The following is an 18,625-nucleotide window of genomic DNA, read 5'->3' as shown; positions in this document are numbered from 1 at the left end:
GGTGCAAAGCTTACTCAATGTACATTGTATATAAGGTATAACAATTTAAAATATTCGAATCGTTAGTTACAGAATGATTAAGCGATATAGAAAGGATTGAATATCTAATGACACAAAAATTAAAAGTAGGTATTGTTGGAGGAACAGGCATGGTGGGCCAGCGGTTTGTTGACCTGCTGGATCAGCATCCTTGGTTTGAGGTTACAGCTATTGCAGCTAGCGCCAGCTCGGCAGGTAAAACTTACGAACAGTCGGTACAAGGCAGATGGAAGCTCACCAGCCCTATTCCTGAAGCTGTAAAAAATATTGTTGTTCTGGATGCTTCGAAAGTAGATGAAGTTGCTAATCAGGTCGATTTTGTTTTTTGTGCAGTCGATATGAAAAAAGATGAAATCAAAGCGTTGGAAGAAGCTTATGCAAAAACAGGCACGCCTGTTGTATCCAACAATTCAGCTCACCGCTGGACGCCCGATATTCCTATGGTCATTCCGGAGATAAATCCTGGTCATTTGGAAGTCATTGCAGCACAGAGAAAGCGCCTTGGAACAGAAACTGGATTTATTGCTGTTAAGCCCAACTGTTCCATTCAGAGCTATGTACCTGCACTTCATGCACTGCTTGATTTCAAACCACAAGTTGTCATTGCATCGACGTATCAGGCGATATCTGGCGCAGGCAAAAACTTTACCGATTGGCCTGAAATGTTAGACAACGTTATCCCTTATATTGGCGGCGAGGAAGAAAAGAGCGAGCAGGAGCCTCTACGCATTTGGGGCAGCATCGAAAATAATGAAATCGTAAAAGCGAACGCACCTTTAATTTCTACACAGTGTATCCGCGTTCCCGTATTGGACGGACATTTGGCAACTGTGTTTGTATCATTTGAAAACAAACCTTCGAAAGAAGAAATTCTCGATCGTTGGCAGCAATTCAATGGTCGTCCGCAGGAGCTTGGCTTGCCAAGTGCACCGAAACAGTTTATTACGTATTTCGAGGAAGAGAACAGACCGCAAACGAGACTAGATCGTGACATTGAACAGGGCATGGGCGTTTCAGCGGGAAGATTGCGTGAAGACTCTGTATACGATTATAAATTTGTAGGACTATCTCATAATACAATACGTGGAGCTGCGGGCGGTGCTGTACTGATTGCCGAGCTTCTTAAAGCAGAAGGCTATATTCAGGCAAAGTAAAGCAACGCATAAGCTTTTTAATAAGATTTAACAGGTTCATTATGATTAAAGACTATCCTTCGGGATGGTCTTTTTTTATATATCGAGTTGATTTTTTTAGCTGCTTTCCACGCCATTAGATTTACAGTAAGTTAATATGTATTTGAGATGGTGAAAACAATTCGTGCCTATAATTGTGGTATGTAGACTGTTTGTTACCGATTCGTTTTGTTTTGTTGAACAATTAAATGCTTTGAACAAGGAGAGATTGCATTGAAACGCATAGCGATTGATATGGATGAGGTAATGGCGGATACTGCGGGTGCGCATTTGGAATGGTACAACAGGGATTTTAACGATAACCTGCTGATTACGGATTTGCATGGAACAACCTTGTCGCAATTGAGGCCTCAACTAAAAAAAGAAATAGACCGTTGTTTTGACAATGAAGTTTTTTTTCGTGAACTAAAAGTTATTGAACATAGCCAAGAAGTCATACGCGAGCTCAGTCAATTTTATGAGATTTATATTACGACTGCTGCGATGGAGGTTCCGGCATCATTTAAAGCCAAGTACGAGTGGTTACTCGAGCACTTTAGTTTTCTGAACAATATGAATTTTGTGTTTTGCGGAAATAAGAGTGTCATTCACGCTGATTATTTGATTGATGACAATGTAAAGCAGCTTGAACGTTTTCGAGGTCAAGGCATTCTTTACGATGCTCCGCACAATATTCATAAGACCGGGTATGTTCGGGTGCATAACTGGGGTGAGGTAAGGGACTATTTTATGGACAAGGAACGACAAACAGACGATCTTAATGTAGAGAAGGATGGTTGAGCACTATGGAACAAGGACGTGTCATGCACATTCCGCAGCGGCAGCAGCCTGTCAATGTGTTGACGCATTGGATATTTGATTCTGTGAACACATTGTCTGGTTCGATTGAGGAAAGGAATTTGGTCCTAAACGATGAAAGTGGCAACGGGAATCATATTAAGATGGTTACGACGCAGGATGTTTTGGAGCAGCCTGATAAGGTTCTGCTTGGATGGAAGGAAAGAAGCCGTGACGAAGCGGGATTAACTTTTCAAAATGATCGATGCAATAATGGAAGCGGTAGTTATTTTCAAACGGTGGAGAATGCTCCCATTAATCATGACCGATTAGAACATGGGTACACGATTGAAGCAATCGTTCAATTGCCTGAGCCATTTCATGAGGATAACCATAGCTGGATGGGGGTGCTTACGAGACAGGGCAGGGGCGCTGACATCGGCAACTCGGGAGAAAATGAGCTGCTCGCGACATTGTCTGTTTCGAACTGCAAGGAATACCAGTGGATATGTCATCCAACGAATCGATCATCCTCGGTAACGAGTTGGTCGCGTTATTTGAATTCAGGACAATGGCATCATATCGCAATTGTGAACGATAAGGAACAAACGCTAATGTATGTGAACGGTATTTGTGATTACAGCAGTCCTGCCAAATCAATTGTCGGCGTTTCTGGAGTTGAAGGCAAAGGATGGAATATTGGAGCATCGGAGTGGGGCGGTCAATTGGATCAATTATTTTCCGGAACCATTCGAGAAATCCGTATCGCTAATGAGCCTCTGGACAGGGCAGATTGGTTGCAAAACATTAGTCCACAGCAAGTTCTTCAAGGTACGAATGAGCATGTTTCACTTTTGCAGCAGGAGACCAACTACAATTTCGCTTTTATTCCAGATGCTCAGAAGCTGGTCTACTTAAATCCGGAAATGTTTGAAGCACAGGTTGATTGGATTGTGAATAATGAGTTGAGCAGCAAAATTGCAATGACTGCCTATGTAGGTGATATTGTCGATCATAGTGATGCCTTAGAGGAGTGGGAACGTTCCACCAGTGCAATCTTTGCTATGGATCAGTCACGAACCCCGTATTTGATGACAGCTGGAAATCATGACTATAATGAGGAAGATACGTATTTGAATTATTTTGGCCCAGAACGTTTTCTCAGCAAAGATTATTATAAGGGCAGTTCACCATCAAGATATAGTTCATATGGCATTGTCCAGGCTGGAAGCTATCATTATTTATGGTTAATGGTAGATATGCAGCATCTTATAAAGGACTTGGCATGGTGTAAAATAGTGCTTGATGAACATAGCGATATGCCAACTATTCTTGTTTCGCATGATATTTTGTATACAACGGGTGATAGTCAGAATCTAATTTCACATGAATCGGAAAACGGGAAAATCATATGGGATGAGCTGGTTGCTCCCTATAACCAAGTGTTCATGACGGCTAATGGGCATTATAACGGCAATTTTCATCAAACAAGGCAGAATAATTCAGGTCACGAGGTTATACAGCTGCTAATCAATTATCAAGACAGCTACCGCGGCGGCAATGGTTGGATGAGATTGGCTCAATTTAACGAGAACGACAATCATATTTGTTTTCAAACCTATTCTCCTTGGGTGGACATGTTAGGGCAAAGCGAATCTTTGACCTATCCGGATTATCGCTATTTAACAGGAAAATATGATTCGTTTACCTTTTCATTTGATTTTAAAAAACGGTTTTCCTTTGTGAATAATAGCTTAAGGCTAGAAATGGAGTGATCTTTGAATGTCTCTTTTATCAGAAGATCGAAAGCAGTATATTCTCGTTCAGCTGGATACCTTCGGGAAGGTGCAGGTCATTTCGTTAGCAGAACAGCTTCAGGTTTCTCTTGAAACGATTAGACGTGATCTGTTTGTGCTGGAGGAGGAAGGAAAGCTTAAACGTGTATATGGCGGAGCTGTAAAGGTGCAATATGAGAAAGGCGAGCCTCCCTATCAGCAGCGTCAAATTCTCAATCTTGAAGCTAAACAGGTTATTGGGCAGCGAGCGGTAGATCTGATCAATGACGGGAACACGATTTATATGGATACCGGTACAACGATTCATGAAATGGCACGAGCTCTGAGAGGTAAAAAAAGGATAACGGTTATTACCAACTCCTTAACGGTAGCGAATCTTCTAACGGAATCATTAACGCAAGGACTGTTTAACGGACGAGTCATTATTTTGGGAGGCGAAATCTCGCCAGAGCAGCAATCAGTCAGTGGTCATATATCACAGGAAATACTTAAAAACTTTTACGTGGATAGAGCTTTTGTTTCCGTAGGCGGTATTTCAATCGAGACAGGAATTAGCGATTACGATATGAATGATTCCGTCATTTCAAGAATGATTATATTGAAGGCGAAGGAAGTGATCGTGTTAGCGGATCACAGCAAGATTAGTATACAGGCATTTTGCCACATTGCACCTTTAGAAGCGATTGATGTTGTCGTCTGTGAGAAGGATCATCCTGAAGCATGGGCACAAGAGCTCGAAATAAAAGGAATTACTTGGATTAACGCAAGTCAAATCAATTAAGCGAGAAGAATCGGACGCAGCTCCGGTTCTTCTTTTTTATTTTGCGAAAATGATTAGCTTAAATAATAGGTACTGCTAGATTTTTGGCTTGAAATTGAACAATCATTCAACAAACAACAACATCGGGCTTAATGATACCTTATTATTACGAAAATACCACGATAACAATCTTTAACTACACTATAAATATCACAACAACAGTAATAAGTGCTTCATTAAATACTCATTAGAGAAAATTTGAAATTAGAAGAATAGGAGAATGGTTTATGACTTGTCGAACTTTTCCGCTCATTTGCGCCCATACAGGGAGCGGTGCTGCACCGGATAACACAAGGGCTTCCTTTCTGGAGAGCATAGCTATGCGTGCAGACGTGGCAGAAGTTGATCTTAGGGTGACAGAGGACGGTAAGGTGGTATTGCTGCATGACCATAGCCCGCTGCTTGCCGAATTGACATTCGAGCAATTGAACCGGCCGGAAAACCGCGTAAAGCTCAGCCCTGTTTACGAAAGCCACACCATTACGACACTCGATGAAGTTCTAGGCTTGGCAAGGGAATACGGCATAAAGCTCAATTTGGATATCAAAACAGAAGCGGTAATTGAACCGGCGATTAGGAGCATCAGGAATTTTGAAATGGAGGAGCTTGTATTCATTACGGGGTGCTCGGACGAAATTACGAACCGCCACCGGGGAATTAAGGTTCTTTATAACACGCCGGATGTACTTACTGAACAAGAGGAACTCGACTATATCGGATGGGCGCGAAACGTTTGCGAATGGGCAAATGTAGGCGGATATTACGGCTTAAACCTGAATTACCGAACTTGCCGCAGCGAATTGGTGGAATACGCACATAGGCTGGGTTTGGCAGTATGGGTCTATACCGTTGATGATAGGGAATCTCTTAACGAGATGATTGATTTAGGTGTCGATGAAATAACGACAAACGAGGTTAATCTGCTGAAACAATTAAAGATGGAAACAGGTTAATTCAAAAATGATAACGAAGGGAGAAGCCCTCATTGCAAACCAAAGTGGCTTTAGTTCCAACTGGAAATCGAAAAAAACAGCGTTTTGTTTATTTGTTGAAAAAAATATGGTTATACCGCTATTTGTACTTCATGCTTCTGCCTTGTCTAGCGTCCTTCATTATTTTTTCCTATATCCCAATGGGCGGATTGCTTCTAGCGTTTAAGGAATTCAAATTTAATCAGACCATACTTGAGAGTCCGTGGGTCGGCTTTGAATATTTCGCAAAGTTTTTCAACGATGTTCAAAGTATGACGCTGATCAAAAACACACTCATCATCAGCTCAATGAAGCTGTTTCTCGGTTTGCCGTTCCCGATTTTACTTGCGCTAATGTTCAATGAAATTAAAAACCGTGCCTTTAAAAACATCGCCCAGAGTATTTCGTATTTACCGCATTTTATGTCATGGGTCATCGTTATTGGTTTAGTACAAAGAACATTGGCGCCGGATACTGGCTTGCTTAATGAAGCGATCACCTATTTTGGGGGAGACGGCAGCACATTCTTTATGAATGAAGCCAAATATTTTTATCAAATCATGTTCGGCAGCCACATATGGAAAACAATCGGCTGGGATTCCATCATCTATTTGGCAGCCATCGCTGGAATTAATCAAGACATGTATGAAGCGGCCAAAATTGACGGGGCAAGCAAATGGGCGGAAATATGGCATATAACCCTTCCGTCGATTCGTCCGACCATTCTCATCGTGTTTATTCTATCGCTTGGAAGCATTTTGTCAGCGGGATTCGACCAGTTATATTTGCTCAAAATGCCAGGAAACAGTGATTTGGTAGATATTCTGGATACGTATGTGATCCGCGTGGGCTTGCAGCAAGGACAATACGGATATGCAACAGCAGTCGGTATGATGCAAGGTGTTATCGCTTTAGTTCTTGTAGTCACTGCCAATCGTTTTGCACGAAAAGTGTCCGGCACTTCGGTTTGGTAACTTGTTCGATAGCAGCATTTTTCCTTGAAGAGAGACGCTTAACCGCGTTTTTCCATATAAATTAAAAAGAGAAGGTAGGAATGGAGATATCATGTTTAAGAACAAAAATTGGGCAAGACTGTTGACGGTTCCGATTATAGCTTCCTTGTTAATTACTGGCTGCGCGGCCAAAGAAACAAATTCAACAAATTCAGGGAACAAGCAGGAAGGCGTAAATGATAACAAAGATAAACCTGCGACTTGGATTGCCGACCGCAAAATTAAAGGCTTAATCTTTATGGGGGCAGACGATTATACGGAAGAGATGAACCCGGAAGTATTAAAACAAATTAAAGAGAAAACGGGAATTGATTATCAAATTAATATAATGCCAGCCAATCGTTCGCTTGACGGCTTAATTGCTGGACTTGCTTCGGGTGACTTGCCTGACTTTATCGGATTTTATTTGAATCATAGCGGTCGACCAGAAATGCCGGTTGTACTAAAAGCTGCGCGCGAAGGCATGTTCACAGATCTGACTCCGTTTATGAAGGATACGAAAGTATACAGCAAGTATCTAGAAGATGGCTATCTGCCGCTTGATACGAAAAACGGCGTCATGTTCCGTCCAGAGTTTAACGGCTCAGCCTATTTCATGCACATGAATATTTCGAGAGAAACAGGCTATGAAACGCGGAAAATGTTAGGCGGACCATTTATTCGCAAGGATATTGCCGAAGCGCTTAATATCGATCCAAAAACGATTACAACTTCCGAGAAGTTGTATGAGGTGGCACAAAAAATTAAAGCTGGAAATTTCAAAGACAACAATGGAAAAGACATTGCCAGCGTTATTGGTCCAAGATACTGGGGCGGAACAGAAGTTAAAGCGTTGTATAGTGACTTGACTGTAAATGTGAACCAAACTTTTGTACGGAATAAGGAAGGTAAAATTGTTCACGAGAGTCAAACGGAATACCCGCTCAAGCGTGTAGCGTTTGTTCAAAAGCTGCTGAAAGAAAAGCTGATGAATCCTGAGTTTTATACGATGGAAGAAAATCGTGCAACAGAAGGCATTTTGAACGGCTCCTTCGCGATTATTGCTGATATGCATAACTACCTTGAATTTAATAAAGACATGCATTACTTGCCGATTGGTCCGTTAAATGAAGCGGATAAGCCTTACCAGATGAAGCTTAGCTATAAAACAGCTGGCGGTGCTTGGGCGATTCCATCTTCAACCAAAAATCCCGAAGATATCGTCAAATTCGCTGACTTCTTGGCGAGCCGCGAAGGCAAGCTGCTCTGGCAATACGGAATTGAAGGAAGAGACTACACACTTGATGGTAAGGGCAACCCGATTGTGAAAAATGAAGTATTGGAATTGAAAGATAAAGATTCGAAAGCCGCGAAAGCGCTTGGGTTTGCGGGGGTAGGCAACTATTGGGGCGAAATTCTTGGCAATACAGACGTTGATCGTATAGCGGATTTTGGTGAAACAGAATACGGTAATGCTGCCAAACCTAATATCAATGAGGGACCGCTCAAGATTGCTGAGTATTGGGAGTGGGATAAGAAAAGAGCGAGTGCAATAATCTCAGATACGTATGCTCCAACGGCTTTCCTTGGCGAGTTTGCGAAGGAAACGGAATTAAAAGCTGCACTTGATAATTATGACGAGAGCCTCAAACGTGCTTATTATGCTAAAAGCCAGGATCAAGTAACGAAAATATTGGAGTCAGCATCTGAACAATTAAAGGCTGCAGGCTTGGATGATTACTTAGCATTGCTTGAGAAAAAAGATAGCGATCCAAATACAAAAGTAGAACTATAACATTCATTAAAGCTGCTGGTGGTCTGTTTCATTCGTACATGAAATGTAATGCGATGAGACGGACCACTAACGCTAAGGACATGCTTCCGAGGCTGTTTTGCTTCGCAAATGTTGAAGGAGTGCAAATAACGTGGATAAACCATTTTATAAGATTTCTACAGGAGAAAAATTAATTCAGATTGCCATCTATGTATTGATCATTCTTTTATGTTTATCTATCATTCTTCCGTTTCTGAACATCTTTGCTTTGTCCTTTAATTCAGGCAAAGATGCGGAAAGAGGAGGCATCTATTTGTGGCCGAGATTATGGTCTATTGAAAACTATAAGGAAGTTTTCTCATCCTCCAATATTGTAAGTGCATTCGGCATTTCGATGTTCCGAACGATTGTCGGGACATTAGCGAGCGTCTTTTTGACTGCGATGGCAGCTTACGCATTAAAGAGAAAAGCGATGCCAGGCGTTCGGTTTTTTACCATGCTTATTTTTTTCACCATGTTGTTTAGCGGCGGCATCATTCCATACTATTTGTTGTTGAAAGACTTGCATTTGACGAATACAATCTGGGTTTATATCATTCCGGGCTTGTATAGTGCATGGAATTTAATAATTATGCGGACTTTCTTCCAAGAGATCAGTCCAAGCCTCGAAGAATCTGCAAGAATTGATGGATATAATGATTTTTCAATTTTCATGAAGGTGATCATGCCGCTCAGCAGGCCGGTTGTTGCTGTCATCGCGTTATTTAACGCAGAGGGGCATTGGAATGATTGGTTTACAGGTGCCTTCTATGTTCGAGAGAGCAATCTGCGGCCTTTATCAACATTGCTGCAGGAAATGCTGACCCGGGCAGATGCGCTTCGAAATACGCTCGAGCAAGCGGCTGGTTCGACGCAATATGAAATGCTGGACAAAATTCAGGTGACAGGAAACTCGCTGAAAATGGCGACGATTATTATCGTCATCACACCGATTATTATGATTTATCCATTTATTCAGAAGTATTTTGCCAAAGGCGTTATGATCGGTTCGGTCAAAGAATAAGGCAGGAACGGAGGAACATAGTGAATGACACAAGTAATCATTTCAAATCCTTATGATAAACAAGAGGGCATGTGGCTGAAAGGGAGCTTCCATAATCATACGACAAATAGTGCTTGTGGCTCTCAAACGCTTGAGACGGTTTACCGGATGTATGGGCAATACGATTTCCTCGGCATTTCCGACCACGATTTCATTACCGTTCATGAAGGGAAACGTTCAATCACGACCGTATTCGAAGCGATGGAGGTTAGCAGTCCGCAAAGGCATATGCTTCTCATTAACCCTCCGCGCTCGATGATGGACAGCTATTCCAACGAGTTTTCGGTAGAACGGTATCAGCAGTATTCTGACCTTTGCACGAAGCAAGGAGGAATGAGCGTACTCGTTCATCCGAATCGTTATTATTCGCAGTATTGGCCGATTGAAGATATGCTCGCGATGCCTTGCTACACCGGAATCGAGATCGTAAATGGCGAAGGAAATCCAGCGTTCGACATTGCGTTTGACAAATGGGATGCGCTGCTCTCAGCTGGGCGAAAAGTATGGGGGTTTGGCGGAGACGATTTTCATGTATATGGGCAAGAGAAACGAACTTGGAATATGGTGCTTGCTGAGCAAAACACCAATGAGAGTATTACTTCAGCGATGAAATCCGGAAGTTTCTATGTTTCAACAGGCTATGGGTTTGAGTCGATTCATGCAGCCGCTGGGACGATCGAGTTTAAGCTGCTTGCGAGTGAAGGATTGGACCGGATGTACAAATATGCAACTTTGTTCGGCAAAGACGGAAATGTACTATTCGAGACTTCCGGTCGTTTCAATAGCGTTAGTTACAAGTGTCGTGGTGATGAAGGTTACGTAAGGGCGGCAGTTTATTTGGAAGGCGGTTTTGGCGCATTCTCTCAACCCCTATTTGTTGGATAGGGTGTACTCTCATACATGATAACAGTAGTCTGACGATAACAGCAGGGTAGTACATGAACAGGAAGAATGTGAATTTGAATGAGTAAACAGGTTGATCCGCGCCAAAAGAGCATCATTTCGATAACATGGCCTATCTTTATTGAAGCTTTATTTGGGATGCTGATTGGAACGGTCGATACGATGATGCTAAGCAGCTACTCTGATGGAGCAGTGGCAGCGGTTGGGATAGCTAATCAGATTTTAGTTGTAGTGGGCTTGATGTTTGGATTTGTTACGGTGGGTACAAGTGTCATTCTCAATCAATGGCTCGGCGCAGGCAACTTGCATGGCGCCGATCGAATCGGGAGAACGGCGCTTACTTTGAATGTTATGCTCGGTTTAATAGCTAGCGTAGGATTGATTGTCTATGCCGACGTGTTTTTAGCGCTTTTTAAAGTGCCCGAGGATGTGATGGCAGAAGGAGTCAGCTATCTATCGATTGTTGGCAGCTCCGTCTTCATCACAGCAATAAGCATGACGTTAGGTACTATTTTACGATGCCGCGGTATTGTGAAAGAAATGATGTTCATCGCATTGGGGATAAATGTACTGCATATTACTTTAAATTATCTGGTGCTGATGGAGCCCTTCGGCTTACCTAATTTAGGCGTAGAAGGAGTAGCAGCATCTACATGGATAACCCGTACCATAGGGATGATCGCTTATTTGATTTTATGTATTCGAAGCTTGGAGTATAAGGTTGGCTTGATTAGTCCATTTAAGTTTCAAAGAAAAAATATTGGCCTTATATTTAAACTAGGTATTCCTTCGGCAGGTGAGCATGTTTCTTATAATCTTTCACAGGTTGTAATCACATATCTAGTCACGCTGATCGGTACGGCAGCGTTAACGACAAAAATTTATTCGCAGAGCATAACTTCTTTTGTTTTTGTTTTTTCAATGGCAATAGGTCAAGGAACGCAAATTATTGTTGGACATCTGATTGGAGCCCATCAGAAGGATGATGCTTATCGATCCAGTATTCAAAGTTTGAAGCTGGCGTTCGTCATTTCGCTTGCGCTTGGTATTTGTATTTATAGCTTCTCAGGTCTATTGCTCAGCCTCTTTACTAATGATGCGGAAATTATAATGTTAGGCAAGCAGCTCATGTTGTTATCGATTATGCTGGAGCCGGCTCGGGCTTGCAACATGGTGCTTATCAGTTGTCTAAATGCGGCTGGAGATGTGAAATTTCCAGTTGCTGCCGGGTTAGTGTCCATGTGGGGGATTAGTGTGCCGCTGGCATACGTGTTCGGGATTGTGTTCGACATGGGGTTGGTAGGAATATGGCTGGCCTTTTCAATCGATGAATGGATAAGAGCATTACTGATGTTCTACAGATGGAGGAGACGTTCTTGGCAGAAGGTCGATATTTTGGCGAAACTTGCTTAACTAGAAAGAGTAACTGTATGAAAATATGGATACTCTTTTTTTGTGTTTAAACCGTTATATTTTGAAAATGTGCTTGGAAATTCATCTATTTTAATTACAAAAAAACCAGCACCTTTGACAAAAATCATGTTGTGAGCAGCTAAATAAATAATAATAATGAAGAAAAATGAAAGTATTCTAATAAACCAATTGCAGGATTATGGTAAAAAAAATCGAATTTAACGATACTATAAGGTTTATTGACATGCCGAGTTCTGTATATCGGAAACGGGGGAACCACCCAGGGTGAATTGCTTAATGTATGTTTTTAAGCATAGGGATCTTCAACCGAACCCATAAGCTAACCTCGTAGGCACCGAAGGGAGAAGTTGTTTTGAAGAAGGGTTTTATTTTATTGTTATCCTGCTTGCTGCTGCTTACTGGAGGAGGAAGCGTGCTTGCAGATAAGTCGGACAAGTCAGTGCTTACGGATTCCATAAGCGAGGTTGTTGGAACTCCTTATAAATGGGGAGGCACAACGAGCAAAGGGTTTGACTGCTCGGGTTTTATTCTACATATCTTTAATCAATTTGATGTAAAGCTGCCTAGAACATCGCAATCGCAATCAGACACAGGCACAGAGGTTAATAAAGATGAACTACGCGTGGGTGATCTTGTGTTCTTCAACACAAGCGGCAAAGGCGTTTCTCATGCGGGCATTTACATTGGGGATGGGAAATTTGCTCATTCTTCTACAAGCAAAGGGGTTACGATTACAAACCTTAACGATTCTTATTATGCAAAACGTTATGTAACAGCAAGGCGTGTCGTAACGGAAGATACATTTGCTGCGATGATGGAGTCTAAATAAAGCGTAATGATTTTAAAAACCACCTTACGAGGTGGTTTTTTTTATGTAACCATTTATTAAGTATTTGTTAAAGGGTTGTAAGCCAATAATTCGCAAGCTTACAATGTAAATAACATGAGTAATGGAATGAGGTTATAGGATTGAAAAGAGGAACAATCGCATCTTTGGTAGAGGTACTAGCTGTATCTACTAAACTAGGACTTACCTCATTTGGGGGTCCGATAGCCCATTTGGGTTATTTTCACAATGAGTATATTCGTCGCCGTAAATGGATGGATGAACGTAGTTATGCAGACCTCGTTGCTTTATGTCAGTTTCTACCTGGACCAGCCAGCAGTCAAGTTGGGATCGGTATAGGGATAGTTAGGGCTGGGTTATTGGGCGGACTAGTGGCTTGGTTAGGGTTCACACTGCCATCGATCATTGCATTAGTGGCCTTTGCTTTTTTGCTGCAAGGATTTGATCTTGGAAACACAGGCTGGATTCATGGATTGAAAATTGTAGCGGTGGCCATCGTTGCTTATGCCGTTCTAGGGATGGGGCAGAAACTAACACCGGATCGAAACAGAGCTACGATAGCAGTCATCGCTGCTGCGATAACGTTATATTGGCAAGCGGCCTATAGTCAAGTAATCATTATTGCTGCAGCTGGACTGATCGGGGTATGGTTATATCGTATGAAAACAGTCGAGGGAACTCCTGATCTGAACATTCGAATTAGCCGTTCCCTTGCGATCTCCTGCCTCGTTATATTTCTCACGCTGCTTATTGTTTTGCCATTTCTAAGACAATGGGAAAATATGGAATGGATTGCGATGTTCGATAGCTATTATCGTGCAGGCTCACTGGTGTTTGGAGGCGGACATGTTGTTCTGCCGCTTCTTGAGAACGAAGTTGTCTTTACCGGGTGGGTTAATGAATCGGATTTTTTAGCTGGTTATAGCGCTGCGCAGGCTGTGCCTGGTCCACTTTTCACATTCGCTAGTTATCTTGGTACTCTCTCTGGTGGATTGACTGGAGCCATTGTTGCAACAACTGCAATTTTTTTGCCGGCATTTCTTCTCGTTGCTGGAACATTGCCGTTTTGGAATGTGTTGCGAAATAACTCAAAAATCCAAGGTGCATTAGTTGGCGTTAACGCCGCTGTAGTTGGCATATTGCTTGCTGCACTGTATGATCCGCTTTGGACTAGCGCGATAGTAGAGTCCGGTGATTTTATGCTGGCTGCCGTATTGTTTATTATGCTTGTTTTTTGGAAGCTTCCACCTTGGATGATTGTTGTGACCGGTGCATTAGGTGGAATGGCCCTTGAACTTATTTAATAATTAATCAATTGATAAAAACCTCTAATCCGCGATAACGGATTAGAGGTTTTTTTATATGAATTGAATCTGCCTACATAACGGATTTTGCACCAATGCTCAATTGCTCTTTAATGAGGTCAGCGGTGAGTTGTCCGGATAAAGTGACCATCGGGACGCCGCCACCGGGATGCGTTGATCCGCCAACGAAATAAAGATTATCGAGCAGCTTGCTTTTGCTTGGAATTTTGAAGCCGCCGTTAAGCTTGCGGTCCGTTACAATGCCGTAGATGGAACCGCCATTAGAACCATAAAGGTGCTGGATATCATCTGGAGTGAAGGTATATTCAAACTCAATATGCTGTCTCAGCTCCGTTAGTCCCATACGTTCGAGCTTATTCAGAACCAGGTCTCTGTAAGCCGCTTTCTGTGACTCGAAGCTTTCTCCAGGTTTGAGCGCCGGCACATGAGTAAGCACAAATAGATTTTCTTTGCCCTGCGGTGCCTGTCCAGGACCGGTTTTGCTTGAAACCCCGATGTACACTGTTGGATCATCTGTAGGTTTGCCTTCGACAAATATATCGTTGAACTCTTTATCTGGATCTTCAGAGAAGAAGAAATTATGGTGAAGAAGCTGATCATAAACTTTATCCACGCCAAGAAGCAGCACAAGTCCTGATACAGTAGGCTCGTATTTAGCTAAATCCTTTACGCGGTCGGCCGATTTCGGATGATGCTGCAGCAGTGTCTGATGCGCTGGAATAGCCTCAAGATTTGACACAATCAGATCAGCTTCTATTACGCTGCCATCTTCTAAAGTTACCCCTGTTGCGGTTTGGCCGACTGTATTCATTTGAGCAACTGGAGCTGAAGTGCGAACCTCCGCACCGAGCTCATCAAGCAGCTTAAGCATACCCTCCGCAATTCGGTACATACCGCCTTCTACATAATAGATGCCAAGCCCCATTTGTACATAGATTAATTGTGACAGCACAGCGGGAGCGGCATAAGGCGAGGAACCGATATACATGATGAAAAAATCGAACAATTGACGCAAATGCTTGTCCTTCAGAAAGCGGTTTGTCGTCTGATGCATCGTCTTCATCGGGTCCATCGCTAACAGTTCCTTCATACTGTGGTGACGCCGCAGGTCGCTCAGACCACTAAGGCTCTTGTTATAAAAGCTTTTTGTGTTGAGCTGATACATTTGCTGACAATAATCCAAATAAGAGAGGAATTGCTGTGCATCAACCGGTGAGATTTGTTCGAATTGCTTGATTAGGTCAGGGAAGTCACCTGTTATATCAAGTGTTACCCCATCTTCGAAAAAAGTTCTCCACTGAGGTTCAACACGAACCAGCTTCATATAATCCTCTAGTTTGCGGCCAGCACTTTCAAACAGCTGTTCGAGCACCCAAGGCATCGTCAGAATAGAAGGGCCCGTATCGAAAGTGTAGCCTTGCCCTGATCTTACGTTTAATTTGCCGCCAACGCGTTCATTTTTTTCTAATATGGTCACTTGATGCCCATCTACAGAGAGGCGAATAGCAGCTGATAGTCCGCCGAGACCGCCTCCGACGACAATAATCTTTTTGCTCATAGGAGCACTTCCTCTCATCATTGGTCATTTAGCCGAAACGATGCAGATGACAAACTATATACACAATCGTATAATCGTTGTAGAACTAACGTAAAAGGTTAATGCGATAAGCTGAATGCGGGATATGCATTTAACCAACACTTTTTCATTTTCAGTATTAACAAATTTTACCTATAACATGCAGCTTTTGCAGGATCAAATCTTCGGATAGCTCCTGCTATTTCGTCGTTAAGCGACGAGAATGAGGCTATAAAAAGAGCGAATAATGGCTCGTATAGTTTGAATGCCATCATTTTCACCAAAGATAGGGCTGTGGTTGTAAGTTTGTATAACCATTATCAACTGCCAAATTGAATGACCTAATCAGCCTGGTGAAAGGTGGTACACAACTTTGGGGAAAATGAGCTGTTTGTATAAGAAAACATGGAATAACGAGTCATATAAGGAATTTTGGTACCTTTTGTACAGAGGATTAGATCTATGATTGGAAATGTTGTGCTGTTGCTTGGCGGACTTATTTGTGGTGCTTGGCTGCTGAACAAAATCCGACCATTAGATGAGGATTTGGTGCCTTTCTCAAAGAACGATAGAAAGAGTCTCCCAAGCATTTCAGTTATCATTCCAGCTAGAAATGAAGAGAGAAACCTGACACAGTTATTGCCATCAATAAAGGGGCAGCAACTCGCTCCATTTGAAGTGATTGTAGTAGATGACGGATCAATTGATCGTACAGCAGCCATCGCTGAATCATTTGGTGCAATAGTTGTAAACCCGGGCGAGCTGCCGGATGGTTGGCTTGGTAAAAGCTGGGCGTGCTGGAATGGCGCGCAGGCAGCAAGCGGTCATTTACTTATTTTCCTTGATGCAGATACTTGTTTAGAGGATGCTGGGTTGGCGATGCTGGCTGAGGCCCATTCCAAGCAGAACGGGCTGCTTTCGATCCAGCCTTACCACAAGATGAAGCGGCCCTATGAATGGTTGTCAGCTTTCTTCAACATCATCGTCTTAGCTGCGGTTGGAGCACCTCAAACTGCTGCCGCAACAAATAAGAAGGCTGTAGGCGCTTTCGGTCCTTGTATAGTCTGTACCCGAGAATCATATTTTCAAACAGGTGGGCACGAGGCTGTTCGTGAGCGTATTCTCGAAAATTACAGCTTAGGCCTTCTATTTGCTGAGCAGCAAACGGTTAGAAATTGTTGCGGAAAAAGCGTTATTGCTTTCCGAATGTACCCGGAAGGCATTCGGCAATTGTGTGCAGGCTGGAGTAAAAGCTTCGCATCAGGTGCATCATCTACGACACCGCTGCGTTTACTAGCTATAATCTGGTGGCTAACTGGTTTGATTACGGTTGTTACACAATGGTTGAATCCTCAAATTTGGCGATCAAGCGACCAAATAACGATAGGAATAATCAGCTACCTTGCTTATGTTTTGTTAATAAATATACAGTTAAGCCGAGCTGGAAATTTTGGTTTCCAGACCGCTATCCTGTTTCCTATTCCGCTTCTCTTTTTTATGGGGATCTTCGCTAGTTCAACGCTGCAAACCTTTTTTCGCCGCAAGGTCACATGGAAAGGTCGCTCGATTTCAACTATGAAGGGAAGCGGGCGGAAGTGAGAATTTTTGAATTTTCACCGTTTTGGACATTGGTTGTAAATATTTTTGCATGGCTGCTTGTGCATATGGGCGTGTCCTATTTGTTTTTGAAAATGCCTGATGTTTGGTTCAGCCGCACTGCTGATCGCATGAAACCTCAGACAAAGAGGCGCGGAGAAGAATTGGTCTATGAACGATTGTTATTCATTCGTGTTTGGAAAGACAAACTGCCAGACGGAGGAAGCTTGTTTCAAGGAGGCTTTGCCAAGAAAAAATTAGCTGTCCTTGAGAAAGCTTACTTGCAGACCTTTATACTTGAAACGCGGCGCGGAGAGTGGACTCACATTATATCGATGCTGCCTGCGCCGCTATTTTTCCTATGGAACGAAAGCATTTATGGCTGGATCATGATCGTTTATGCCATTGTCGCCAATGTCCCATTTATCATTGTACAGCGCTATAACCGTTTTCGGCTGCAGCGCATTTTTTGGAAACTGAAGGAAAAGAGTGAAATGTAATGATGTACACAATCAGACAAGCTTCAACACTGCTAGGTATTCCTGCGGTTACGATTCGTGCTTGGGAAACAAGATATGAAGCGATTAAGCCCATTCGCACAGAAACAGGCTATCGCCTCTTTGATGATAAAAATATGGAGGATTTACGCTTCCTCAAAAATCAGACGGATGAGAAAGGGATGACGATTTCACAAGCTGTTCGGCTGCTAAAGGAGCAGCAGCTTTTGCGTGAACGGATGTTGGAAGCGAAGACAGAGACCCATGCTAAAGTTGGGGCAGAAGAGGCTCATCAAGAAATGGTGGAGCGCTTGTATAACACGCTTTGCAACTTTCGTACGGAACAAGCAAAAACGATGGTTGATTTAGGATTTTCCATGTATGGCTATGACATTATGATCTATCAAATCTTATTTTCAGTAATGATTAAAGCCGGCACGGAGTGGGAAGAAGGCAGAGCTTCTGTTGCGCAGGAGCATTTTATTACACAGTTCGTGATTCAGCGTTGTCTTAGTTTCTTTCAACTTTTTCCGATTGATAATCGAGTGCCCCGCATGCTTGCTTTATGTCCATCTGGAGAACATCACCAAGCAGGACTACTTTTATTTTCTTTATTTTTGCGTAAAAAAGGGGCTGACGTGCTGTATCTTGGACCAGATACTCCGGAGGATGGCATTGCAGAGTTGATTAAGTCGCAGCAAATTCGAGTCCTATGTATTTCGTTAACTGACGCAAACTTAATGGAACCCACTTTTGCTTTTATAAACCGTTTATTGGTTCATCATGCTGATCTGCAAGTCGTTCTAGGCGGACAAGGCTTCAAAAACGTACCTGAATCGTATTCTGATTGGGTGCTGCCGAATGGCAATCAAGAAGAATGGGAAAGATGGTTTAAAGATAAGGTTTTAGGGTTAAGTTTCCAATTCTAATGAATAAATTAACTTTACAGACTATTATCAAGTATGTATTATGTTTGTATAATG

16 protein-coding genes and 1 riboswitch are annotated in these 18,625 nt (G+C 42.6%); of the genes, 15 read left to right on the top strand and 1 reads right to left on the bottom strand.

Annotated features, from left to right (window positions below):
• The first annotated feature begins 107 nt into the window (after nucleotides 1-107).
• From asd to AC1DPK_RS06115, 12 genes are all read left to right on the top strand, one after another.
• Nucleotides 108-1,193, top strand: coding sequence for an aspartate-semialdehyde dehydrogenase (asd, locus tag AC1DPK_RS06170; protein ID WP_477509667.1), 1,086 nt, complete (start codon nucleotides 108-110; stop codon nucleotides 1,191-1,193).
• Between the two features lie 252 nt (nucleotides 1,194-1,445).
• Nucleotides 1,446-2,012, top strand: a complete 567-nt coding sequence (locus tag AC1DPK_RS06165) for a 5' nucleotidase, NT5C type (protein ID WP_083681473.1) — start codon at nucleotides 1,446-1,448, stop codon at nucleotides 2,010-2,012.
• Between the two features lie 5 nt (nucleotides 2,013-2,017).
• Nucleotides 2,018-3,784 carry a LamG-like jellyroll fold domain-containing protein gene (locus AC1DPK_RS06160; protein WP_477509666.1) on the top strand — a complete coding sequence of 589 codons (1,767 nt, stop codon included), beginning with the start codon at nucleotides 2,018-2,020 and terminating at the stop codon, nucleotides 3,782-3,784.
• Between the two features lie 7 nt (nucleotides 3,785-3,791).
• On the top strand, nucleotides 3,792-4,586 hold the full coding sequence (locus AC1DPK_RS06155; protein WP_441875181.1) for a DeoR/GlpR family DNA-binding transcription regulator: 795 nt from the start codon (nucleotides 3,792-3,794) through the stop codon (nucleotides 4,584-4,586).
• A gap of 266 nt (nucleotides 4,587-4,852) precedes the next feature.
• Entirely contained in the window at nucleotides 4,853-5,578 is a 726-nt protein-coding gene (locus tag AC1DPK_RS06150; RefSeq protein WP_477509665.1) for a glycerophosphodiester phosphodiesterase, read from the top strand.
• A 131-nt stretch (nucleotides 5,579-5,709) separates the two neighbouring features.
• On the top strand, nucleotides 5,710-6,570 hold the full coding sequence (locus AC1DPK_RS06145; protein ID WP_430059321.1) for an ABC transporter permease: 861 nt from the start codon (nucleotides 5,710-5,712) through the stop codon (nucleotides 6,568-6,570).
• Nucleotides 6,571-6,661: 91 nt separating this feature from the next.
• Complete coding sequence (locus AC1DPK_RS06140; protein ID WP_477509664.1) at nucleotides 6,662-8,383, top strand: extracellular solute-binding protein; 1,722 nt, start codon at nucleotides 6,662-6,664, stop codon at nucleotides 8,381-8,383.
• A 130-nt stretch (nucleotides 8,384-8,513) separates the two neighbouring features.
• Entirely contained in the window at nucleotides 8,514-9,425 is a 912-nt protein-coding gene (locus AC1DPK_RS06135; RefSeq protein ID WP_477509663.1) for a carbohydrate ABC transporter permease, read from the top strand.
• Between the two features lie 24 nt (nucleotides 9,426-9,449).
• The gene (locus AC1DPK_RS06130; protein WP_477509662.1) at nucleotides 9,450-10,349 is read left to right on the top strand and encodes a CehA/McbA family metallohydrolase domain-containing protein; all 900 of its coding nucleotides are present in this window, start codon (nucleotides 9,450-9,452) and stop codon (nucleotides 10,347-10,349) included.
• A 78-nt stretch (nucleotides 10,350-10,427) separates the two neighbouring features.
• Nucleotides 10,428-11,780 (top strand): MATE family efflux transporter, encoded by a 1,353-nt coding sequence (locus tag AC1DPK_RS06125; protein ID WP_477509661.1) that lies wholly within the window; start codon nucleotides 10,428-10,430, stop codon nucleotides 11,778-11,780.
• A 235-nt stretch (nucleotides 11,781-12,015) separates the two neighbouring features.
• Nucleotides 12,016-12,150: riboswitch (cyclic di-AMP (ydaO/yuaA leader) on the top strand.
• A 3-nt stretch (nucleotides 12,151-12,153) separates the two neighbouring features.
• The gene (locus AC1DPK_RS06120) at nucleotides 12,154-12,630 is read left to right on the top strand and encodes a C40 family peptidase (RefSeq protein ID WP_477509660.1); all 477 of its coding nucleotides are present in this window, start codon (nucleotides 12,154-12,156) and stop codon (nucleotides 12,628-12,630) included.
• 134 nt (nucleotides 12,631-12,764) lie between these two features.
• On the top strand, nucleotides 12,765-13,952 hold the full coding sequence (locus AC1DPK_RS06115) for a chromate transporter (RefSeq protein ID WP_477509822.1): 1,188 nt from the start codon (nucleotides 12,765-12,767) through the stop codon (nucleotides 13,950-13,952).
• A 73-nt stretch (nucleotides 13,953-14,025) separates the two neighbouring features.
• Here AC1DPK_RS06115 and AC1DPK_RS06110 read toward each other — a convergent pair whose 3' ends face one another.
• Complete coding sequence (locus AC1DPK_RS06110; protein ID WP_477509659.1) at nucleotides 14,026-15,531, bottom strand: phytoene desaturase family protein; 1,506 nt, start codon at nucleotides 15,529-15,531, stop codon at nucleotides 14,026-14,028.
• 480 nt (nucleotides 15,532-16,011) lie between these two features.
• Between AC1DPK_RS06110 and AC1DPK_RS06105 the strand changes: the two genes are divergently transcribed.
• Genes AC1DPK_RS06105 through AC1DPK_RS06095 form a run of 3 tightly spaced genes read left to right on the top strand, consistent with a single transcriptional unit; the run spans nucleotide 16,012 to nucleotide 18,571 of the window.
• Nucleotides 16,012-17,148 carry a glycosyltransferase family 2 protein gene (locus AC1DPK_RS06105; protein ID WP_477509658.1) on the top strand — a complete coding sequence of 379 codons (1,137 nt, stop codon included), beginning with the start codon at nucleotides 16,012-16,014 and terminating at the stop codon, nucleotides 17,146-17,148.
• Nucleotides 17,145-17,645, top strand: a complete 501-nt coding sequence (locus AC1DPK_RS06100; RefSeq protein WP_477509657.1) for a glycosyl-4,4'-diaponeurosporenoate acyltransferase CrtO family protein — start codon at nucleotides 17,145-17,147, stop codon at nucleotides 17,643-17,645. Before AC1DPK_RS06105 ends, AC1DPK_RS06100 begins: the two co-directional genes overlap by 4 nt.
• The gene (locus AC1DPK_RS06095; RefSeq protein ID WP_477509656.1) at nucleotides 17,645-18,571 is read left to right on the top strand and encodes a MerR family transcriptional regulator; all 927 of its coding nucleotides are present in this window, start codon (nucleotides 17,645-17,647) and stop codon (nucleotides 18,569-18,571) included. Before AC1DPK_RS06100 ends, AC1DPK_RS06095 begins: the two co-directional genes overlap by 1 nt.
• Nucleotides 18,572-18,625 lie beyond the last annotated feature (54 nt).

It is taken from the genome of Paenibacillus sp. 01T424 (assembly GCF_056398745.1).
The sequence above is the reverse complement of the archived record's forward strand: the minus strand, read 5'-3'. Positions and strand labels throughout refer to the sequence as shown.